This window comes from Citrobacter sp. Cpo089, from assembly GCF_030332695.1.
Classification (GTDB): Bacteria; Pseudomonadota; Gammaproteobacteria; order Enterobacterales; family Enterobacteriaceae; genus Citrobacter; species Citrobacter portucalensis.
The window spans coordinates 20508-43413 of record NZ_JAOWHJ010000043.1 but is presented as its reverse complement, the minus strand read 5'-3'; the positions used below and the strand labels follow the sequence as shown (position 1 = coordinate 43413).

The 22906-nt window shown below is 54.5% G+C and carries 10 protein-coding genes, 1 other RNA gene and 1 pseudogene; 3 read left to right on the top strand and 9 right to left on the bottom strand.

Annotated elements, in window-relative coordinates:
* Nucleotides 1-104: 104 nt before the first annotated feature.
* Nucleotides 105-1136, top strand: coding sequence for an IS630-like element ISEc33 family transposase (locus OGX92_RS07060; RefSeq protein ID WP_001395480.1), 1032 nt, complete (start codon nt 105-107; stop codon nt 1134-1136).
* 20 nt (nt 1137-1156) lie between these two features.
* Here OGX92_RS07060 and OGX92_RS07055 read toward each other — a convergent pair.
* The 7 genes and pseudogenes from OGX92_RS07055 to smpB all read right to left on the bottom strand — a co-directional run.
* Nucleotides 1157-2023, bottom strand: a pseudogene (locus OGX92_RS07055) (phage integrase central domain-containing protein); the annotation flags it as partial.
* Nucleotides 2024-2206: 183 nt separating this feature from the next.
* Nucleotides 2207-2570: a transfer-messenger RNA gene (ssrA, locus tag OGX92_RS07050) on the bottom strand.
* A gap of 72 nt (nt 2571-2642) precedes the next feature.
* Nucleotides 2643-3806 (bottom strand): beta-barrel domain-containing protein, encoded by a 1164-nt coding sequence (locus OGX92_RS07045; RefSeq protein WP_122973896.1) that lies wholly within the window; start codon nt 3804-3806, stop codon nt 2643-2645.
* A 7-nt stretch (nt 3807-3813) separates the two neighbouring features.
* Complete coding sequence (locus OGX92_RS07040) at nt 3814-6000, bottom strand: type I secretion system permease/ATPase (protein WP_286586372.1); 2187 nt, start codon at nt 5998-6000, stop codon at nt 3814-3816.
* A complete protein-coding gene (locus OGX92_RS07035) occupies nt 5997-7406 on the bottom strand; it encodes a TolC family outer membrane protein (RefSeq protein ID WP_063941899.1) in 1410 nt (469 codons plus the stop codon). The genes OGX92_RS07040 and OGX92_RS07035 overlap by 4 nt, the downstream gene beginning before the upstream one ends.
* 100 nt (nt 7407-7506) lie before the next feature.
* Complete coding sequence (locus tag OGX92_RS07030; RefSeq protein WP_286586371.1) at nt 7507-18738, bottom strand: BapA/Bap/LapF family large adhesin; 11232 nt, start codon at nt 18736-18738, stop codon at nt 7507-7509.
* A gap of 585 nt (nt 18739-19323) precedes the next feature.
* Nucleotides 19324-19806 (bottom strand): SsrA-binding protein SmpB, encoded by a 483-nt coding sequence (smpB, locus tag OGX92_RS07025; RefSeq protein WP_003031211.1) that lies wholly within the window; start codon nt 19804-19806, stop codon nt 19324-19326.
* A gap of 154 nt (nt 19807-19960) precedes the next feature.
* Here smpB and ratA point away from each other — a divergent pair, with 154 nt between their 5' ends.
* Nucleotides 19961-20404: a type II toxin-antitoxin system toxin RatA gene (gene ratA / locus OGX92_RS07020; protein WP_003826396.1), complete on the top strand. Its 444-nt coding sequence runs from the start codon at nt 19961-19963 to the stop codon at nt 20402-20404.
* Nucleotides 20388-20684 carry an RnfH family protein gene (locus OGX92_RS07015; protein ID WP_008785525.1) on the top strand — a complete coding sequence of 99 codons (297 nt, stop codon included), beginning with the start codon at nt 20388-20390 and terminating at the stop codon, nt 20682-20684. The genes ratA and OGX92_RS07015 overlap by 17 nt, the downstream gene beginning before the upstream one ends.
* A gap of 49 nt (nt 20685-20733) precedes the next feature.
* On the opposite strand, the gene bamE is transcribed toward OGX92_RS07015, so the two are convergent.
* The gene (gene bamE / locus OGX92_RS07010; RefSeq protein ID WP_003826401.1) at nt 20734-21078 is read right to left on the bottom strand and encodes an outer membrane protein assembly factor BamE; all 345 of its coding nucleotides are present in this window, start codon (nt 21076-21078) and stop codon (nt 20734-20736) included.
* A 149-nt stretch (nt 21079-21227) separates the two neighbouring features.
* Nucleotides 21228-22889, bottom strand: a complete 1662-nt coding sequence (gene recN, locus OGX92_RS07005) for a DNA repair protein RecN (protein ID WP_003826404.1) — start codon at nt 22887-22889, stop codon at nt 21228-21230.
* Between the last annotated feature and the right edge of the window lie 17 nt (nt 22890-22906).

Sequence of the window (22906 nt, the reverse complement as noted above, 5' to 3'; positions counted from 1 at the left end):
CTAAATAGCTGCGCGGAATAGTAGATCACTGAAAGGGAACTCAGCCCGGATTGTGCGATCTGATCAATCGCCAAACCAACCAAAATCACCAACCGGACTGAGCGATGCCGATCATAGTACCAATACCCCGTGGCGAACGACGCCTGATGCAGAAAGCTATTCATAAAACGCGTGATAAAAATCATGCCCGCAGACTCACGGCCATGCTGATGCTTCATCGGGGTGAACGGGTCAGCGATGTTGCCAGAACTCTCTGTTGTGCCCGTTCATCCGTTGGTCGCTGGATTAACTGGTTTACGCACTCAGGTATTGAAGGCCTGAAATCCTTACCCGCAGGGCGCTCCCGACGCTGGCCTTTTGAACATATCTGCACCCTGTTACGTGAGCTGATAAAGCATTCTCCCGGCGATTTTGGTTATCAACGTTCACGCTGGAGCACCGAATTACTGGCAATAAAAATCAATGAGATAACCGGTTGCCAGTTACATGCAGGAACCGTTCGCCGCTGGTTGCCATCTGCGGGGCTTGTATGGCGCAGGGCCGCGCCAACTCTGCGTATCCGTGACCCACATAAAGATGAAAAGATGGCGGTAATCCACAAAGCGCTGGATGAATGCAGCGCAGAGCATCCGGTATTTTATGAAGATGAAGTGGATATCCACCTTAATCCTAAAATCGGTGCGGACTGGCAGTTGCGCGGACAGCAGAAACGGGTAGTGACGCCGGGGCAGAACGAAAAATACTATTTGGCCGGCGCACTGCACAGTGGCACGGGTAAAGTCAGCTACGTGGGCGGCAACAGCAAAAGTTCAGCGCTGTTTATCGCTCTGCTGAAGCACCTGAAAGCCACTTACCGGCGGGCGAAAACAATCACGCTGATCGTTGATAACTACATTATCCATAAAAGCCGCGAAACACAGCGCTGGTTGAAAGCAAATCCCAAGTTCAGGGTAATTTACCAGCCGGTTTACTCGCCGTGGGTGAATCATGTGGAACGGCTATGGCAGGCACTTCATGACACGATAACCCGTAATCATCAGTGCCGCTCAATGTGGCAGTTACTGAAAAAGGTCCGCCATTTTATGGAAACCGCCAGCCCATTCCCCGGAGGAAAACATGGTCAGGCAAAAGTGTAGCGGTATTAGGCGCAGCTATTTAGCGCCTGCGGTGATAAAGGAACAATGTGTTCACGCTTAGCCTTCATTCGTTCGGCGGGAATCGTCCAGAGTTTGGCATCAAGATCGATCTCGACCCACCGAGCACCAGAAGCCTCAGAAGGGCGCACAAGGGTCAGAAGCTGCCACTCAATAAGACAACGAGTCGTAACAGACAGATTTGACATGACCAGAGAACGCATCAGCTTAGGTAATTCTTCTGGTCGTAGCGTGGGCATATTCTGCTTTTTGGGTTTCTCAAATGCCATTCCAACACCTGATGCCGGGTTAGCATCAATCAGGCCGGTGTTGACTGCGTAAATCATTATTTCGTTAATGCGCTGGACCAAGCGACGAACAGTCTCTAATGCGCCGCGTGCTTTGATCGGTTCCAATGCTTCAACTATCGTTCTGGCCTTAATCTCTTGAACGGGTATCGCACCGATTGCCGGGAACACGTCTTTATCCAAAGAACGCCAAATATCCTTTGCATAATCCTTTGTGACACTTTTGCTTTTAATCTGGAACCAGTTAGCAGCCACTGTTGAGAAAATGCTGTCTAACTCGATCTGGCGTTGTTCTGACGCTTGTTCCTGTTGCTGTTGTGGATCCATGCCTTGCGCGAGCGTGGTTAAGTGCTGGTCGCGTATCTGACGAGCTGCTGCGAGTGTAAGGGCAGGGTATGAGCCGAGACTCAAATTTGTGCGGCTGCTGCTTCCCGGTCGTTGATAACGGAAGCGCCAGAGTTTTTTACCGGAGGTTTTGACGAGTAAGAACAGGCCATCACCATCATGCAGGGTGAAGTCTTTTTCGCGGGGTTTCGCTTTCAGGATTTCGTTGTTAGTGAGGGGGCGTGTAATGCGCGCCATGTCTGGATCCCTTCCATAATTGGTACACGTTTAATGGACCACAGTATAGCGTGTACCTAAACGTGTACCAATTTTATCTGGATTTAGCCGGATGTTCTCGGACAACATCAGACACAAAAAAGCCCGCAGGGCTTGTGCCATGCGGGCTTTCTGTACTTCACCGGACGTATCCGGATCATGATTTGGTGGAGCTGGCGGGAGTTGAACCCGCGTCCGAAATTCCTACATCCTCGGTACTACATGCTTAGTCAGTCTTTACATTCGCCTGGCACCTGCGGACAGACACGCCACTACCAGACTAGCCTGATTAGTTTTAACGCTTCAACCCCAGGCAGGGCCTCCACGCGATCTCTTTTGGGTTTGACCTCTCTTTGATCCCCGTCTTAAGAGCGGAAGCTAGGGAGAGAGGGCTCAGAGCAGGTTATTAAGCTGCTAAAGCGTAGTTTTCGTCGTTTGCGACTATTTTTTTGCGGCTTTTTACGAGGCCAACCGCCCCTCGGCATGCACCTTGGGTTTCGCGAATCCCGTCGAATCCAGAATCAGCCCCAATGTGTTAGAGCAAGTATAACAGACTTGTGACACGCGTGACCAGCCCCCGCAACCCCTAATCCTCAAGGATTTAGCGCTCGCGCAGCGCTTCTTTTGCGCGATTAAACGGTTTGATTAAATAGTCGACGATGGTTTTTTCACCTGTTTTTATATCCACTGTGGCAATCATGCCCGGTACAATGGAGAAATGGCGTCCCAGTTTGTTCTGTAAGAAGTCCTGATGCGTGCGGATAAACACGCGGTAATAGAAGATTTCCGGTTTCACTTTGTCCTGAATGGTGTCCGGAGAGATGGTTTCGACTACGCCTTCCAGGCCGCCGTAAATGGCGTAGTCATAGGCGGTAATCTTCACCAGCGCCCGTTGTCCAGGATGGATGAACGCGATATCACGCGGCGACAAGCGGGTTTCTATCAGCAGATGATCGTCCAGCGGCACAATCTCCATCATCTCGCCGTTGGGCGGGATAACGCCGCCGATGGTGGTGACCTGGATGTTTTTCACAATACCGCGCATCGGCGCGCGTACGGTCAGGCGGGTGACGGAATCCTCGCGTCCTTTTAAAATCGCCGCCAGCATGTCCACTTCGGCGTTAGCTTTTGACAGCGCTTCCCGCGCCTGCACGAAATATTGCGAGCGCAGGTCGGTGATTTTTAATCCCAGATCGCTTTTTTGTCGTTGCAGGCGCAGCACTTCTACGTGGCTGGCGGCACCGCTTTTCTCCAGCCGTTGGGTGATGGCCAGTTCTTTATTAACTGAGACCAGGGCATCTTGCAGTTCCGCCATTGAATCCGCAAGCTGCGCGCGACGGCTTTTATACAGACGAGTTTCGGAGGCGATGAGATCCGGCCATGCGCGCAGTGAATCGGGAAAGACCAGCGGCAGATCGTTAACTTCGGCATTAAGCCTTGCGCTGGAAGCCAGTGAGGCGCGATAACGGGCGGCGCTCTCCCCAACGTTGGACTCAGAACGGGTAGGGTCGAGGCGCGCCACAATTTGATTGGCCTGCACTTTATCTCCCTCGCGTATCGTAAGCTCAGCGAGAATGCCGCCATCCAGCGACTGCAAGACTTGCTCTCGCGAGCTGGGGATCACTTTCCCGCTGCCGGTTGAGACTTCATCCAGCTTGCCGAAATATGCCCAGATACCCAGGACGGCAAACAGCAGCGTGCTGAGCAGAATAATGCGGCTGGCCCCGGAAAAACGGTGCTCGCGGCGGATATCGAGGTCGTCCATGGCGGCATCATGCGGATTGGTTTTCATTTTTCCACTCCCGACCGTGAGTTGGGGCGGGTGCCCGACTCGCATTTAATGCCTGCGCTTTCGGGGCATCCATAACCAGTTGGCCTTCTTTTAATACCACCACGCGTTCGACCAGCTCCAGAACCGGTACGCGATGGGTGGCGACAATCAATGTGCGGTTGCCCAGCCACTGGTTCAGGCGCTGAATAAACTCCCGCTCGGTATGTTCATCCAGCGAGGCGCTGGGTTCGTCGAGCAGCACGATATTGGGCGATCGCAGCAGCATTCTTGCCAGCAGGATCGACTGCCGTTGTCCACCGGACAAACCGTTGCCGCCCTCCATAATGGGATGCGCCAGCCCTTTGGCGAGCTGTTTAACGAAAGCTGCCGCGCCGCTGACCTCCAGCGCTTCGAAGATCTGCGCGTCGCTGGCATGCGGTGCGCCAAGGGTCAGGTTCTCGCGTAGGGTGCCAAAAAACAGCCGCGCGTTCTGGCTAAGAAAACCGATGTTGCGGCGTAAATCAGCCATATCGATCTGCGCCAGACTCAGGTTGTCGAGCCGGACATCGCCCTGGATAATCTCCACACCACCCGCCATGGCCTGCAGCAGGGTTGATTTCCCGGCACCGTTACGCCCGAGGATTGCCACCCGTTCGCCGGGCATGACCTCCAGGCACGAGATGCGCAGCGGAACGCGCTGATCGTCGCTGTGGTAGCGAAAGTGTGCATTCTCAAACAGATAATGACCGTGAAAAATCTCCTGATGTACCCGGTCTTCGTCGTACTGCGTTTCGGTGGGGAGCTGCATGATGCTGTCCAACCCCATCTTCGCCGCCTTGACCTGTTGCCAGCGGGCCAGCACGCCGCACAGATTAGCCATTGGGGCAATCATTCTGGAACCGAGCATCGAGGCGGCCACCACGGTCCCGGTGGTCATCGTGCCTTCAATGACCATCGGCGCACCAAACATAATGATGGCGGCGTAGACCAGACTTTGTACCGACATGCCCCAGCCAATCAGCCCCTGAGTCAGCCTGCGCGCGCGCAGCCCGGACTCTCCGGTAATGCGGATGTAGCTGTTCCACTGCTGTAAAAAGCGGTTTTCAGCCTGCATCAGCTTGATGTCTTCCAGCCCCTGGACGCTTTCGACCAGCACCGCGTTGCGCAGGGTGGATTCATGGGCAGCCTGGTTGGCGAGCACCGCCAGCTTCTTCTGTAACAGCAAACCGGGCAGGATCATCAGCAGGGCCGCGACGGGCGCTATCCATGCCAGCGGCGGGGCGATAAAAGCCAGCACCACGATAAACAAAAAGAAAAACGGCAGATCGACAATGGTCGACATGGTCGAGGAGGTGATCATCTCGCGAACCTGTTCCAGCTCGCGCAGTTGAGAAATGAAGCTCCCCGTCGAGCGAGGGACGGCGCTGTTACGCAGGCGCAATGCATGGCTGAATACGCGATCGGAAATACGCATATCGGCGCGTTTGCCGAGCAGGTCCATTATGTGGGTACGCGCTTCGCGCAGCAAAAAGCCAAACAGCACCGCCACCAGAACGCCAGTGGAGAGAACATACAGCGTTGGATAAGACTGAGCGGGGATCACCCGGTCATAAACCTGCATAGAAAAGATAATCCCGGCGAGCGACAGAACGTTAATCAGAAAGGCGGCAATCATGACCGGCAGGTAAGGGCGGATGTCCTTTAACACCAGTTCGCGCATCCAGTCGGGCTTGAAGCGCGAAATATAGCGGTCTACCCGACTGTCCTTCAGCGCCGACAGCGGGCGCAGCGCGGTAATACTCACGATCTCCGGCAGAAGCTCTGCGACCGTGAGCCGGTTACGCTGGCCCCCTTCGGCGATGATAAACACATCCAGTGCATCTTCGCCGTTGAAATGCTCTATCACCATTAGCTGGCCGTCGCGCAGTTCCGCCACCACCGGCAGATGCCACTGACCGAACGCCTGCGTGGCGGTATCCAGCGCATGAAATGACAGGCCCGCCTGACGCGCCAGTTGCGACAGGGCCGTTGCCCGGCTTTTTCCCGCAAACCACGGGGCGTTGGCCTGGATTGCGCCGGGAGAACAGGCCACGCGATAGTGATTGGCAATATGCGTCATCGCCAGCGCCCACTGGCTAAGAGCGTGTTCACTAATCGCATCTTCTGCATGTGAATCGAGGTCGCTCATAGCTTGATCTCCACCGATTGAATGCTGCGATTATTTAAGGCGAACGCCTGGCGAAGCGAGCCAGTGTTATAGAGGCAGTTCAGCTGGAGCTGGCGCAGCTGGTTTTGAGTCTGGAGTTCGGCAAAACGGGCCTGATACACCTCTTGCTCGGCGTTAAGCACGTCGAGCAGCGGGCGCGAACCGAGGTCCAGATACTGCTGTTGATAAAGCTCGCGCGTTTGTTCACTCAGTCGCTGCTGGCGGCGCAGAATCTGCAGGGCGGTGGCGAGGCTCATTGCCTGGCTGCGGGACTCCAGTAATTTTTGTCGTACTTCGAGTCGGGTGCGCTGGATGGAGTATTGTGCAGACTCTACCGCATGGCTGGCGGCGTTGCGCCTGGCGGTGAGTCCGCCCCCCTGATACAGCGGCATCTCAACTTTTACCCACGTGGAGTACTGGGTTTTGTCGAGCACCTCATGGCTGGGGTATTTGTCGTTGAGATAATGCTGAACCGACGGCTCCAGAGAGATGGTGGGCGTCATCTGCGCGTTGGCGTAATCGAGATTTGCCTGTGCCACATTCGCTTGTGCCCAGGCCGCCAGAACCGCGGGAACCAGTTTATCTTCCGGTTTGACCACATCGCAGCTGCTGTCCAGTTTGGCCGGGAATTCGTTGCTGATGCCGTTAAGTGAGTTCCAGCCGAGGTAACTCATCAATGTGGCCTTACTGCTGTCGAGATTGGCCTGATATTGCGCCAGCTGAGAACGTGCAGACTCGATACGCGCATCGGTTTGCACCACGTCGGACAGCGAGGTTGCCCCTTCATCATTGCGTTGTCGGGTCAGTCGACCAATGTCGTTTAAGGCGGTGAGCTGTTCTTCGGCGGCATCCACCATTTGTTGCCACGTCTGCACCTGGACTATCGCGTTAGCGGTTGCGTGGGCGATGGTATCAATACTGAGTAACACATTCGCCTGCTGTTGTGCGGCTCCGGCGGTCTCGGCGCGGACCTGGCTTGCGACTTTACCGAAGTCGTACAGCATTTGTGACACCGAAATAACCAGCGCCGGGCTAAAGCCGTGGTCGGTATAGGTATTGCTGTAACCGTTATTCATTCCGGCAGAAACCTGCGGGTAATATTTCGATTTCGCCACGTCTATCTGCTCGTTTTGTGAGAGCAGTTTGCCGATCGATTCACGAATAGAAGGATGCCAGCTCACGGCACGACTTACCGCGTCGTTGAGCATCAGGTTGCCGGGGGCGGCAGCGCTCAGCGGCAGATCGGCAACCGCGCCGTCCAGCGAGGGAAGCATCTGGCTGGTGGCCAGTCCTTCCGGCGTAATAATTTGCGGTTCATCTTCGGCATTCACCCGCAGGGTACAGAGCGTTAATGCCAGAAGTAATGCAACAGGCGCGACATTTTTCATAGTTTATCCCTTACAAAATACGGCAGCGACGACTGTTATTGCCCCGGACGTCATGGCATCCGGGGCTGTAGTTATGGCGCGTTAACGCATTGCGTTAACGTCAGGGTACGATGTGATTTTGTTGCACCAGCTCATCGAGCGTGGTGTGTACGTTCTCCAGCGTTATGAGATTGGTTGAGTGATATGTGTTGCCCGTACCGTCGCGGTCGATGGCAATCACCGTGTTGTTACCGCTGGTGGTTACGGTGAGGTAGTTGCCGAGTGTAGCGTTCTGCCCGTTCCAGCCCACCAGCAGGTCGCCGATATCGATTTTGTCACCCTGGGCCAGCGAGAAGTTGGTCCAGGTATCGGTAGCACCATTGCTAATGTTGCCGCCGGTAGCGTCGTTGGCGTTGAGCAGGTGATAAATCAGCGTATCGCCGTAGACCGATCCGGTGATCACGTCATGCTGTGCGGTGCTTGCCATCTGCGGATTCATATTGATGGTCAGCGTAGCGGTGTCCGTATGCCCGTTTTGGTCGTTAAGCGTATAGGTAAAGGTCTCTTTGCTGGTGATCGATGCTACGGTTGTACCCGGCTTCAGCGTGTAGATGTATGAGCCATCAAGGTTCATGGTCAGTGAACCATAATGACCCTGAATTGTTGCGCTACTGGCGCTGCCGGCCGGATTAAGGGTGGCTGTACTGCCGTTAAAGCCGGTTACGGTGAGCTGGGTATGGACGGTTGAGAGCTGATCGTGCGCACCTGCGGCATCACTGCCATCAAAAATATTGCCATTCACCGTGGTGGCGTTAACGTCATAGGTATTGAGGTGCCATGTCGTACCCGTGACGTTCGGCGTAATACTGACGTTGCCAACTGCCAGTCCTCCCATCGTTCCGGTGAAGCTGATGTTGTAATGGCCTGCGGCTAACTCAGCATTACCCAGTGAGACGGCAATTGAACTGCCTAACAGGCTGATGGAACTGGCGGGTATCGAGCCTGAAAGCGAGAATCCGTCAGGACCGGTTATGGTCCAGGTCACGCCCAGCGTACCAACGGTGATAAGCGTGCCGATGCTGAAGTTAAGCGTGGCACCTTTCAGAACGTCATTTGTCGCGATATCAAACGAACCTGTACCGGTTGCTTTGCTCCCCAGTGTCGGAATTGTTGCTGTTCCCAGCGCGCCGCTTCCGTATGCAGCAGAGTCCTGAACGGTACTCACCGCCATCGTGCTGCTGACGTCATTTACTGCATCCAGCGCCTGCGGTGTTGGTTTGATATTCAGCGATGCACTCCCGGTATCACCGTTTGGCGCTTTGACCTTATACACGAAACTGTCCGGCGTATTGATACCGTCTGCGCCCAGTCCGCTTCTCAGTGTGTAGGTGTAGTTCCCTTTCGCATCAATAGTCAGCGTGCCGTACTGCCCGTTAATGGTGGTAGTGCCCGTTCCGTTTACGGTGACACCGTTAACTTCGGTGATAACGGTATTGGCCGGAGCCGAGTCGTTGACCAGCAGGTTTCCATTGGTTGTCGCACTCAGGCTGTCGACGGCGTAGGTGTGATCGGCCTGGATATTCAGGGTATAGCTGGTCAGCAGCGTCAGACCGCCAGAGGCGTTAAGCAGGAACAGGTAGTCACCGCCAGGCAGGGTGATGGTGTAATCCGTTGAGCTACCTCCTAGCAGCGCCGTGACCCAGTTGGGCTTCACGCGGAACTGCTCATACTGCTGAATGGACTCGTTGAAGCGATAAACATAGAGATCAAAACCGCCAACCGTGACGCCGAGAACGCTGGCCTTGACGGTCAGCGTGCGGGTTGCGCCATCATCCACATTAAATTTGATCGGATTGGTTAAACCGTTAACCAGGCTGACGTCCAGCACATTACCCAGTCCGACGTTGGCGAGGGTGAAGCCGGTTTGCTGTGATGTGCCATGATCAACCGCGATGACCTGCGTCCCGTAAGTCAGCGCAGCTACATCATCTGCCGCGGTTACCGTACTGGTGGTTGGAGCCTGACCGAGCGTTACCACCAGTTTTGCCGAGGAGTGATCGCTGCCATGCGTCAGCGTGTAGGTAAAACTTTCAGAACGGCCATACACCGAGATTGACGTATTGGTCAGGGTATAGGTGTAACTACCGTTCTGATTGATATGCAGGATGCCGTATTTCCCCTGCACATCAATGCCGCCCGCCGGGATGTTCACGACGTTGCCGTTACCGTCGGTGATGGCGGTGACCAGCGTGCCGGAAGGGGCATTATCCTGCCCGTTGGCGGGATCGGTATCGGTGATGATATTCCCGGATTCCGTGGTACCGCCGGTGATGGTCCCTGCGCTGGCTTTTACCACTGAGACATCAAGGCTGGTGTATGCCCCGGTCGCCAGCAGGTTGGTGTTGTAGCTGACCACGCGGTAATCACCGCCAGTCAGTCCGCTGTAATTGAGCGTTACGCCCGAGGCGCCCAGGGTAAGCAGGCTGGCAAAGTTTGGTTTCCCGGTATCCACCACTGTCACCCAGGTATTCAGCGCGGTGTCAAAGCGCTGGATGACGACTTCAAGCGTGTTTAAAAGCGACAGCACCACGCCGGTTGCAGCGGCATTGATCGTAATGGATCCGCTGCCGCCAGAGGCGATGCTGAAATTCACGCTTGCCGTATCGTTCCCCAGCACGTTGGCGACATTTCCCAGCGCATTGACCAACAGGAAACCATAATCGCTTTGATGCTCGGTGCTGACGGTGACATCGGTTTGTAGCGGCAGGCTGGTGACATTGTCTTCAGCCAGCAGCGGCAATACTGGTGCGAGAGCGTTTGTCGGCGATGAGGTATTTCCCGCCGCATCGGTCGCCGTGGCGGACAGCGACTGCCCTTCAATCTGGCGAACCGGCAGGTTGACGCTGTAGACACCGCTGCTGTTGGCGATTGCCGTCACGCTGGTGCCGCCGGGCAGAGAAATGGTGACGGTGCTTCCCGCTTCGGCGACGCCGCTGACGGTACCGCCATCGGCGCTGATCAGGATCGTTGGCGCGGTCGGTGGTGTGGTGTCCACAATTACGCTGAACGAACCGGACAACCCACTTGCGCCGTTGGCGTTGGTTGCCGTGGCGGTAAACGCATGGTTACCTTCGCTGAGTGCACCGGATGGGGTAAAGCTCCAGATCCCGTTACCGTCTGCGGTCGTGAAGCCCATTAGCACGCCGTTGTTGTACAGATTGATGACGGCGTTAGCCTGCGCCGTTCCGCTGAGCGTTGGCAGGGTGTCATTGGTGGTTTTACCGGGAGCGACGGGTCCCATGATAGTGCCGACGTCATCGAGCACGCTGGCAATAACAGGCGCAGGTGGTACGCCGGTAAACGGTGCCAGCACGTTACCCGCCGTACCGATGTTGCCTGCGGCATCCTGTGCGCTGACCAGCAGAGTTTGCCCACTGATTTGCGGTGGGTTCAGAGTGAAGGTGAAATTACCGGAGGCGTTGGCGGTTGCCGTGCCGAGCACCGTTCCTCCGCTGGAGGTAATAATGACCGTGCTGTTTGGCTCGGCAACGCCGGTGAGCGCGGTGCCGTTGGCGTTTACCGCCAGCCCGGTTGGGATACCCGGGGCAACGGTATCGACCACGATCGCTGCCGCAGACGATATGCCACTGGTATTACCCGCACTGTCCGTTGCAGTGATGGTAAACGAGTGGGTACCTTGTGCCAGCGCGGTAGTCGGGGTGTAGCTCCAGTTGCCGCTGCCGTCCGCCGTTACGCTGGTGACAAAGCTGCCGTTATCATAAATATCAACTCGCGCGTTGGCTTCCGTGATGCCGTTTAACGTTGGACGCGCGTCGTTGGTCGGCTGATTGCTGCCAATCGGCCCGGTGTTTGGCCCGACATCGTCAATAATACTGCTGATTGAAGGCTGCGTCGGCGCCGTGGTGTCAACCACCACGCTGAAGCCTGCGGTTGCGCCGCTGGTGTTGCCCGCCGCATCGGTGGCGGTGACGGTGAAGGTGTGCGATCCATTTGCCAGCGGTGTGGTTGGGGTAAACGACCAACTGTTATTGCTTTGCACCAGCGCGGTACCCAACAGGGTGCTTCCGTCATAGATGCTGATGGTGCTGCCTGCCTCGGCGGTGCCGTTCAGCGTCGGACGTGCATCGTTGGTCAGCTGTCCGTTGCTGAGCGCTGCATTGAACACGCCGCCTGCGATATCATCCACCACAGAGACCAGCAGCGGGACGGATGGTGCAATGGTGTCGACATTAATCGTAAACCCGCCTGAGACAGGACTCACGTTCCCGGCGGCGTCGGTAGCGATGGCGCTAAACACATGCTGACCGTTGCCAAGTGTGGTGGTCAGATATTCCCACGTGCCGTCTATCGTCGCAGTCACCGTTGCCAGCAGCGCGCCATTATCGTAGATGGCTACCCGGGCACCGGCTTCCGCTGAGCCGCTGAGTACGGGGCGGGTGTCGTTGGTAGAGGCTCCGTTCGATAGCGTTCCGGTTCCCGGCTGCACGTCATCAAACGCCTGGATAATCGTTGGCGCAAGCGGGGCGACGGTATCAACAACGATGTTAAATCCTGCAGATGTCGGGCTGACGTTTCCGGCCGCGTCGGTGGCTGTTACTGTCAGCGCGTGGTTACCGTTGCTAAGTTGGGTTCCCGGTGTGAAGCTCCAGGCGCCCGTACCATCTACAGGAGCAGATCCGATAAGCGCTCCGTTATCGTAAATTTTCACCGTGGAATTGGCTTCTGCCGTACCGCTAAGCGTCGGGAGTGGATCGTTCGTGGCCTGACCGTTGTTCAGATTTCCAATCAGTGGGCCGACATCATCCGCAACCAGAGTAATCACTGGCGCTGTCGGTGCCAGAGTATCGACAGTGTAGGTAAAGCCACCAGAAGGCAGGCTGGTATTGCCTGCGCTATCTGTAGCCGTGACGGTCAGAGTATGCTGGCCGTTACCCAATGCCGCGGAGGGCGTAAAACTCCAGTTTCCGCCTGCGCCGACGATGGTGGTGCCAATCGGCTGACTATCGCTCAGGACGGTAATCGTCGCGCCAATTTCACCGGTACCGCTGAGCGCCGGGCGACTTTCGTTGCTGATTTGCCCATTGGAGATTGGCCCGGTTGTCGGCGCGGTATTGTCCTGAACGGTCAGAATTACCGGTGTAGACGGGGCAATAGAGTCCAGCTCAATAGTAAACGATGATGATACTCCGCCTGTGTTCCCCGCCTGATCTGTGGCAACGACGGTGAAAATATGTTGCCCCTGTCCCAGTGGAGCATCCGGAGTGAAGCTCCAGTTACCTGACTCGTCCACCTGAGTTGTACCTATTTCAGCGCCGTTATCACGGATCGTGATGATGGCGCCAATCTCGCCTTTGCCGTTCAGGGTAGGCTGCGCATCGTTTGTAAGCTGTCCGTTGGTCAGCGCGGTATTGCCGGGCTGATCGTCAATTACTGAGGTAATGCTCGGTGTGGCTGGCGCCAGCGTGTCGACGACGACCACAAATGGTGGCGTTGTCGGGCTAATGTTACCCGCGTTATCTGTAACGCTGGCAGTCAGCGAGTGGCTTCCTTCTCCGAGAGCAGGGGCAGGCGTAAAGCTCCAGTTGCCATTTTCGTCGCTGGTGGTTGTGCCGATTACCGTGCCATTATCGCGGATGGTAACAACCGAATCCGCCTCGGTAACGCCAGCAAGCGTTGGGGTATTATCATTGGTCAACTGCCCGGAGGTCAGGGGCTGGATCGTACCAACGTTGTCCGTGACCGTCACAATAGATGGCGCATTCGGTACCAGGGTATCGACAATGATCCGGAAATCACTGGATGGATCTCCCTGGTTGCCAGCGGCGTCCGTTGCGCGGGCGGTAAAGAGATGATCGCCTTCTCCCAGCGGTGCTGTCGGGGTAAAGCTCCAGAATCCGTTACTGTTTACGGTCGTTGTGGCATAAGCGATACCGTTATCGTAGAGGGTAATGGTTGCCCCGGGTTCGCCAGTTCCGTTGAGCGTCGGACGTGAATCATTTGTAATTTGCCCTTTATCCAACGATCCAGTTCCGGGGGCAACATCGTCGATAATGCTGGTGATCGTTGGCGCTTGCGGTGCCGTCGTGTCGATGGTGATAGCGTAGTTGGGTGACTGACCGCTCAGTATGCCATTGACGGTTTGCGCCACAGTGAAGTTATAGGTTACGCCATTAGTCAGTGGGTCGGGTAACTGATAACTCCATGCGCCAGACACGGCATCGGCAGTTACCGTGATGGGGAGCAATGTGCCATTTATATAAATATTAACAGTCGCCCCTGCTGTGGCCGTCCCTTGCAGCAACGGTAATGTGTCATTGGTAGTTTTACCGTTGCCAATCACCCCCATGATGGGCGCAATGTCATCAACGATCTCAAGCGTTGGTGGATGAGGAACGCTGGAGGTTGCAGCGTTAAACGTTGTCGGATCGCTTTGATTTCCAGCGGGATCCTGAGCGATGGCGTTGAGCGCCTGACCGGTTGTTTGTGCTGGCGAAATTGTGACAGCGAAGTTACCTGAACCGTCTGCGATCCCTTGGCCGAGGATCGTGGTACCGCTGCGAATGATGACGGTACTGCCTGGATCGGCAGAGCCGCTAACCAGCGTACCTTTCGGGTCTACGCTGGTAACCGTAGGCGTTGCAGGCGGCAGGGTATCGACAATCAACGTCAGCGGGTTATCTGCTGTCAGTGAGTTACCAGCGTCATCCACGGCGCCGAAAGTCAGTGTGTGAGTGACATTGGGCGTGAGGGGGACATCCACACTCCAACTGCCGTTAGCAGCAACGGTAGCTGTCGCAATGGCGATGGGATTGTTACCATCGAAAATCAAAATCGTACTGCCCGGTGTGCCGGTACCGCTAATGGTTGGCGTTGTATCGTCCGTGACGCTGCCGCTGGTTAGCGAACCGGTAAAGACGCCAACGTTATCCTGGATATCCGTGACCTGCGGCAACGTTAACTTCGTGTTGTTAACCGTAAACGAAATGCTGTTTGAATTGTCGCTGACGTTACCTGCGGGGTCTGTTGCGGTAGCGCTTAATGTGTAGTTCCCGTTTGCCAGCGCAGTCCCGGGGGTAATACTCCAGGTACCGCCTGCCACCGTTGCAGTACCGATCACCGTACCGCCGTTATACAGAGTGATGATGTCTCCATTGACACCTGTACCACGAATGGTTGGCGTGGTGTCATCGGTCACGGCGTTGGGCGCAAGGTCACCCATGATATCGCCGACGTTATCATTGGCGGCGATAATCACCGGCGGCGCAGACGGCGTCGTGTCGATGTTCAGTGTTATAGCTGTTGATGGCTGGCTGATGTTGCCTGCCGGATCGGTTGCGGTGAGGGTTACCTGGTAAGTACCTGGAGTAACCGGTGCTGGCGGAGTAAAGCTCCAGGTTCCGTCTGCACCTACTGTTGTCGTTCCCTGCAAAGGGGGAGTGCCGTTCAGATAAATGGTAATCAAATCCCCGACGTTTCCCGTGCCGCTAAAGGTTGGCGTGGTATCGTTGGTGTTGCCGTTAGTGACCACACCTGTTACCGGAGCCACATCGTCGGTAATGATTGGCGCGGCTGGTTGTGCGGGAGGTGTGTTGTCTACCGTCAGGGTAAAGCTGGCTGATGGGATCCCCGTGTTGCCTGCAACATCAGTCGCTGTAGCGGTGAATTTGTGCGGTCCGTCGGCGAGTGAGGTTGGGGTAAATGTCCAGGTGCCGTCTGGCTGTACGGTGACGGTGCCAATGGAACCGCCATTATCATAAATCGTAATCTTCGCGCCGGGCTCGCCGGTTCCGGAGAGTTCGGGATTTAAGCTCTTGGTACTGCTGCCGTTACTCAGCGTTTGTAGATTTGTCCCAATCAGACCTTCTGCGGAGCTGATAACTGGGGCTGCTGGTGGGGTGGTATCAATCGTTAGCGTAAAGGTCCCGGCATTACTGGCGTTGCCTGCAACGTCCGTGGCAATAGCGGATAAATTGTGTGAGCCTTCACTGAGCGGTTGGTCGAGTTGAATACTCCAGGTGCCTCCGGGCAAAACAGTCGTGCTTCCAATTGGCGTAGTTCCATCATAGAGAGTGATCTTAGAACCGTCTGTTCCGGTTCCTTTCAGCTCTGGCAAGGTATCGTTTGAACGGCTTCCGGTAGGCAGATCGATCGGTGCATTCCCAACGTCGTCGGTAGCAGCCAAAATGACAGGATCGCCTGGCGGTTGGGTATCTACGGTAACGCTGACCACTGTGGGTGAGGTGATGACATTACCGGCGGCATCAGTTGCCGATACCGTAAACTGATGGGTGCGATCGCTGAGCACCTGATTCCCCGGAACGGTATAACTCCAGGTACCCGAGCTGTCGACAAGAATAACCGTCAATAACTGAATGCCATCGTACAGGTTCACCAGTGAACCTGGCTCACCGGTACCCGAGATGGTTGGCGTATTGTCGTTGGTGACCCAACCGTTATTTGCAACGCTGCCCGTAATGCTGCCAACGTCATCGTTAACCAACGTTATCACTGGAACAGTTGGCGCAATGGTATCGACAATTATTTTCCAGCTTGCCGCGCTGCTGGTGTTATTCGCGGCGTCTGTGGCTGTCACCGTGAAGATGTGAGCGCCCTCGCTTAGCGCCGAGACTGGCGTATAGTTCCAGTTACCGTTGATATCAGCGACAACGGTCGTCAGCAGGGTGCCGTTATCGTAAATTTTGACCTGAGAACCTGCTTCGGCGGTGCCTTCCAGCTTAGGTTTGCTATCGTTGGTGACATCGCCGTTTTTGAGAGGGCCCTGGTACATGGGCTGGTCATCCGTCACGGCGGTGATGATGGGTGTTCCGGGGGCGGTAATATCCGGAGCCACCGCGGAAGTTGGCTGACTCTCGTTATTGCTGTTGTCCGTTGCGGTAACTTTTACCGTTTCGCCGTTCATTTTCGACGGCGTAATCGACACCGTGAAGTTGCCGCCGCTGTCTGCCTGGCCTGTGCCGATCTGATTACCATTGCTGTCTTTTACGGTGACGGAGCTTCCCGCTTCAGCATGTCCGCTTACAGAACCACCGTCCCCGGCGACGATGACGCCGGTAGGCGCGTCAGGTGCCGTGGTATCCGGGGCGGTAATCGCGCTGTTGCCGCTGGTATTGCCAGCCGCATCCGTCGCGTTGGCGACAAGATGTTCTCCGTTGGTCTGCGGCGGAACCAGCGTGGCGGTGAATTCTCCGTTCGAGCCGGCGGTTGCTGTTCCAATTATCGCGCCACCAGGATCCAGAATATGTACCGTACTGTTGGGTTCCGCCATGCCGGTAACCTGATCGCCTGTAGGATTAATCACCAGATTAGCTGGCGGTTGTGGTGCTGTGATGTCTGGCGCGAGCGCGGTTTCCGGTTGGCTTGGGTTCCCGGCGGGATCGGTGGCAATAGCGGTAATGGTTTCACCATTGGTCTGTGGCGGGTCAATGGTAATGGTAAATGAGCCATCCGTTCCGGCGACGCCGCTGCCGATCTGAAGACCGTTATTATTGATGGTCACGGTACTTCCTGGTTCGGCTGTACCGGTGACGACAGAGCCGTCGGCAGATACGTTCAGATCGTCCGGCGCTGACGGTGGCTGAGTATCGATAGTGATATTGAATGCCGCTGACGTTCCTCCCGTGCCCAGGTGGTTGGTTGCTGTGGTGGTGAAGGAGTATGAGTCGTCCTGCAAGTTGGTGTTGGAGGTCCAGGTCCAGTTGCCGCTGGAATCGGCAAGCACGCTTACAACAAGCGCACCGTTGTTATAAATGTTAACCGTGCTGTTGGCGTCTGCGGTACCCGAGATCGTAGGCGTTGGGTCGTTGGTGGCCTGATTATTGTTCAATGGTCCAGTTGAGGGGGTAACATCATCCACAATGCTGATGATAACGGGTACGCCCGGGTAGCCAGAGTTAGTGGCATTGAAGGAGGTATCTGGCCCGACGTTGCCTGCCTGGTCCTGAATCTTCGCGATCAGCGCTTCACCGTGCGTCTGTGAAGGTGAAATCGCGATGACGAAATTGCCGGTTTGATCAACGGTAGTTGAACCCAAAACCTGATTATTACTACCGATGATAATGACCTGGCTTCCCACCTCTGCACTACCGGTTACCTCGGTGCCTTGCAGGTTTACGGAGGAAATGACCGCGCCTTCAGGCGGGGTGGTATCAACGGTGAATGTCGGTACACTCGTTTCCGTGCTCACGTTACCCGCATCGTCAGTTTGCGTCAGCGTCAGATTGTGAACACCGTCGCTAAGCGGTGTATCCGGTGTAAACGTCCAGTTACCATTGTCATCCACCTGAACCATGCCAATCAGAATGCCATTATCAGAAATACTGATGTAAGAGCCCGCCTCACCAGTGCCTGTGAGTGTTGGAGTGGCATCGTCGGTTACGCCGTTATTACCTATCAAGCCTTTAATGGAACCTGAATCGTCAGTTACTTCTGTGACCACAGGGGCGTCGGGGGCAAGCGTATCGACAATAATCTCCCAACTGTCCGACATGTCGCTGCTGCCCGTACCGTCTGATGCACTGACGGTAAACTTGTGGGTACCGTCTGCGAGCGGAGAGGATGGCGTAAACGACCAGTTGCCGTTGGCATCGATAGTGACCTGGCCGATTTCGACGCCGTTATCAAAAATATGCAATGTGGCATTTGCGGGGCCGGTGCCCTGGAGAGTGGGCGTATTATCGTTGGTGGATTCCTGCTGATTAACAGGACCAGTAATCAGCTCCTGGTTATCGATTATGCTGGTGATAACGGGTACGTCAGGCATGTTAGGGGTTGTTGTTGGCGGTGAGCCGCCATCCCCATTATCACCGTTGCCATTTCCGCCATTTCCGCCATTTCCGTTTCCGGCGTTATTATCACTCCCGCCGCCGCCGCCGCCGCCGCCGCCGCCGCCGCCGCCGCCGCCACCACCTGCCGCGAGGCCAATTCCGCCTGCGACCGCGATCCCACCAAGAACCCACGGCCAGACGGCGCCGCCTTCATGGCTTCCCTCGGCAGTCATTAGTGGAGTGAGATCGTCCAAATGCTGGAAATGGAATGCCCCATCAGTATCCTGAACCCACCACAGCGCACCATTACTGTCTTCCAGAACAAGCTGGTTTTGCGCATCACCTTTTCCGACGTAGAAGTTCTTAATGGTGATGGTTTCACCTGAGCGGAGTGTGACAACCAGATCCTGATTAACGCGTGTCAGTTGACTCACCTCCTCACGCGACACCGACAGTTTCACGATAGAAGGCGAAATGAGCGTAACTTCAGAGGATTCAACATTTGTGGAAACGCCAGTTAATTTTGATACAACGGCGAGTAGACGCATATGTTCACTCCTGATGGCATGTCGGGAGTATTAATCCGCAACAGCGCGCTGGGAAAATGAGCAGACAGGGGCCCCGTTCATCATAAAGATGAATTTAGACATGTAATTACATTGATTAGGTCATACAGATGTTCGTTTACTTATCAAATACGTTCGGGACCTGTCGGCTGAATAGTTCTTTCGTATTAGATGATATAGTCAGAAAGAAAGTATTCTGCAACTTATCCATATTAAAAATATATTTGGCTTATTGAAAAGGATACTTTCCGGTGCGTATTTAATGGTTGGTTTTTTAGTTAATTTATTGTATCTAAAGGGTTTGTGATTTAACTGGAATGAGGGGGTGATATAATAAACAACAGTAATAATAGTGTTATTAAATAAGTTTAAATACAGGTGGTATGGTCTTGAAGTTTTATTTTATTAGACTATGGAGTGCTACGGTAATGCCAGGGAAGTTTATTTTATACCTGAACGATTCAGCTCAAACAAACCATAAACTCGATGAATGTATTAGGTGGGTTTCAATAACTAAAAAATAAGAACCAGTCTCAGGATGAGAGACTGGTCATAGGGGAGTTGCGATTAGCGACCAGCATTTTTCATAATACGTGCTTTATCTAACTGCCATTCGCGTTCTTTCACATCGGAGCGCTTGTCGTGCTGTTTCTTACCTTTTGCGACGCCAATTTTCACTTTGCACCAGGCATTTTTCCAGTACAGTGAAAGCGCAACGACGGTATAACCGTCACGATTCATTCGACCATACAGGGAGTCGAGCTCACGCTGGTTTAACAACAGCTTACGGGTACGGGTGGGATCACATACCACATGCGTTGAGGCAACAGCCATCGGTGTGAAGTTGGCGCCAAACAGGAACGCTTCGCCGTCTTTAAGGATGACGTAGCTGTCGCCGATGTTAGCTTTACCCGCGCGCAGGGATTTGACTTCCCAACCTTGCAGAGCGAGTCCTGCTTCGAACTCTTCTTCAATAAAGTATTCGTGTCGTGCGCGCTTGTTCAGCGCGATTGTGGCTGAGCCAGGTTTGTGTGCTTTTTTCTTCGTCATAATGCCGCTCAGTATAGGTAATCTGGAATCGAAAAACACCCCATTTCATCCAGCGGGGCGCAAGGCGCTATCTTAGCACGAGTTAGGCTATAGCGTTTTTTTTAGCGGGGGATAAATGGTATTATTTGTGTGATTGATATTGATGGAAATTGTTATGCCTCAGATTAGCCGGACCGCTTTAGTACCTTACAGTGCGGAACAGATGTATCAGCTAGTGAATGATGTTAAATCCTATCCCCAGTTTTTACCGGGTTGCACCGGTAGCCGTGTGCTGGAGTCAACTCCGGGACAGATGACAGCGGCGGTGGATGTCTCGAAAGCAGGGATCAGCAAAACGTTCACTACGCGCAATCAACTGACCAGTAACCAGAGCATCCTGATGCATCTGGTCGACGGACCGTTCAAGAAACTCATTGGCGGATGGAAGTTTACGCCACTGAGTCATGAAGCGTGCCGCATTGAATTTCATCTCGATTTTGAGTTCACCAATAAATTAATCGAGCTGGCGTTTGGTCGTATCTTTAAAGAGCTGGCTTCAAACATGGTGCAGGCCTTCACGGTTCGCGCGAAAGAGGTTTACAGTGTCAGCGTCAGCTAAAATTGTCGTTGAAGTGGCGTATGCGCTGCCCGAGAAACAGTATCTGCAACGTGTAACGCTGCAACAGGGCGCTACGGTGGAAGAGGCTATCCGCGCTTCCGGGCTGCTGGAATTACGTACCGATATCGATCTCAGCAAAAATAAAGTGGGCATTTACAGCCGTCCGGTAAAGCTTGCTGATGTTCTGCAGGACGGTGACAGGGTGGAAATCTACCGGCCACTGATTGCTGATCCGAAAGAGCTGCGCAGACAGCGAGCAGAGAAATCCGCTAAAAAATAGCAGACAATAAAAAAGGTGCTCATTGAGCACCTTTTTTGATCTATCAAACCTACTTGTTGTCGGTCAAAGCAGGTTTGTTATCAATGTTGGTCAAAACGCCGCTGCTGTTAAAGGTCAGCGTCAGTGTTTGCTGGGTTACGCCTTCATGACCAGGTTGCTGACGGAACACATAAAACCAGGTGTTAGTGCCAAAAGGATCGGACATCATTGGTGTACCCAGAGCATAAGCAACCTGCTGTTGCGTCATACCCGTGCGCACTTTGGCGACATCGGTAGGTGTCAGATAATTTCCCTGGTTGATGTCAGGGCGGTAAACCACTCGCTCCAGAGTGGAACAGCCTGCAGTCAACATCAGTAGTACTGCTGCAGCAGCAGTCAGCGTTTTACAGCGCATAGTGATTTGATTCCTTTTCGGGCCCGAGCAGTACGCGGCTCATATGTAATATGCCGATGATAATAGACCTTTCACCACTTTAAAACCTTTTGCTGTCGGGTCGGTCGGCGATTTTATGTTGAACTCAGACCTTAACAAGGTAAAAAAGTTTATGCCGCCAGCAGTTCTTTTGCATTTGCGAGGGTATTGCGCGTTACTTCGCTACCGCCAAGCAGGCGGGCTAATTCCTGCAGGCGAGCGCGTTTATCAAGCGGCTGCATGTGTGTTTCGGTCATCGCGCCATCCGTTTCTTTGCTGACGTAGAAGTGTTGATGGCCACAGCCAGCAACCTGCGGCAGGTGAGTAACACACATTACCTGAGTTGACTCGCCCAACTGACGCAGCATTTTTCCCACTACCGCAGCAGTCGGGCCGCTGATACCGACATCCACTTCATCGAAAATCAGCGCAGGTGTTTCCATTTTGCGTGCGGTAATAACCTGAATAGCCAGCGCAATGCGCGACAGTTCCCCACCTGAAGCCACTTTCGCAATCGGCTGCAACGGCTGGCCTGGGTTAGTGGTCACTTTAAACTCTACGCGATCGGCACCGTCTGCGCTCAAATGATGTTCCTCAAATTTCACATCAATGCAAAAGACACCGTGCGGCATTGAGAGAGTATGCATGCTCTCTGTAATCAGTTGTCCCAGTTCCTGAGCATAATGCTGGCGCTGTTTGTGCAGCATTTTTGCCGTTTCCAGAGCCTGCTGGTGGTGATTATTCACCGCCAGGGTTAAGGTTTCGAGCGAGTCGGCCTGATCGTCTAACTGCTGTTGTTCATCCAGCAAAGACTGATAGAACTGTGGCAGCGCTTCAGGGGCAACATGATGCTTGCGGGCCAATGAGATTTGTTTGGAAATACGCTGTTCAAGTTCGAACAAACGGTTAGGGTCCAAATCCAGACGATCGCAATAGTGGCGCAGCTCGTCGCTGGCTTCGCTGAGCTGGATAGTGGCCTCTTCCAGCATATCCAGGATACCGGAAAGTTTGCCGTCCATGCCTGCCAGTTCAGTGACCAGGTGCTTTGCGGTGTACAGTTGGCTTTGCAGGTTGATGTCTTCGCCATCCGCCAGGATAGCCAGCGCCTGTTGGCTGGTGGTGAGCAATTGCCCGCTGTTAGCCAGACGCTTGTACTCTTCATCAATTTGCTCAAATTCACCCGGCTGCGGGTTGAATTCGTTCAGTTCTTTTAACTGGTATTGCAACAGTTCCGCCCGGGCTGCGCGTTCCTGACTCTGTTGTTGATGATGCGCCAGGTCACGGCAGCTTTGGTGCCACAGCTGGTAGCGCGCAGCCATTTCCTGAGTCAGGGACGCTTCATTGGCGTAACCATCCAGCAGAGACTTTTGGTGTTCTGATTTTGTCAGGAGCTGATGCGCATGCTGACCGTGGATTTGAATAAGCAACTGGCCCAGCTCGCGCAGCTGTGACAACGGTACGGCAGTGCCGTTAATGAAGCCGCGTGAACGTCCGTCGCTGCTGATAACACGACGCAGCAAACATTCACGGCCTTCCTCAAGCTGGTTTTCTTCCAGCCAGCGCAGAGCCGCGGGGGTGTCTTTTAAGGCGAATCGCGCGCAGAGGTCGGCTCGCGTGGCGCCTGCACGTACCATGTCGGCGTCTGCGCGTCCGCCCAGGCACAAACCGAGAGCATCAATGGCAATGGACTTACCCGCACCGGTTTCACCGGTAATAACGGTCATTCCGTTCTGGAAATCGATCTCAAGTTCACGAACGATAGCAAAATTGCTGATGGTCAGTTGTGCCAACATAGCTGTTTTCCTGTATG

Bases quoted from the DNA above. Each gene is read 5' to 3' on its own strand.
- OGX92_RS07060 (WP_001395480.1), top strand. From the start codon at position 105: ATGCCGATCATAGTACCAATACCCCGTGGCGAACGACGCCTGATGCAG.
- OGX92_RS07045 (WP_122973896.1), bottom strand. From the start codon at position 3,806: ATGGACGACCTCGATATCCGCCGCGAGCACCGTTTTTCCGGGGCCAGC.
- OGX92_RS07040 (WP_286586372.1), bottom strand. From the start codon at position 6,000: ATGAGCGACCTCGATTCACATGCAGAAGATGCGATTAGTGAACACGCT.
- OGX92_RS07035 (WP_063941899.1), bottom strand. From the start codon at position 7,406: ATGAAAAATGTCGCGCCTGTTGCATTACTTCTGGCATTAACGCTCTGT.
- OGX92_RS07030 (WP_286586371.1), bottom strand. From the start codon at position 18,738: ATGCGTCTACTCGCCGTTGTATCAAAATTAACTGGCGTTTCCACAAAT.
- smpB (WP_003031211.1), bottom strand. From the start codon at position 19,806: ATGACGAAGAAAAAAGCACACAAACCTGGCTCAGCCACAATCGCGCTG.
- ratA (WP_003826396.1), top strand. From the start codon at position 19,961: ATGCCTCAGATTAGCCGGACCGCTTTAGTACCTTACAGTGCGGAACAG.
- bamE (WP_003826401.1), bottom strand. From the start codon at position 21,078: ATGCGCTGTAAAACGCTGACTGCTGCTGCAGCAGTACTACTGATGTTG.
- recN (WP_003826404.1), bottom strand. From the start codon at position 22,889: ATGTTGGCACAACTGACCATCAGCAATTTTGCTATCGTTCGTGAACTT.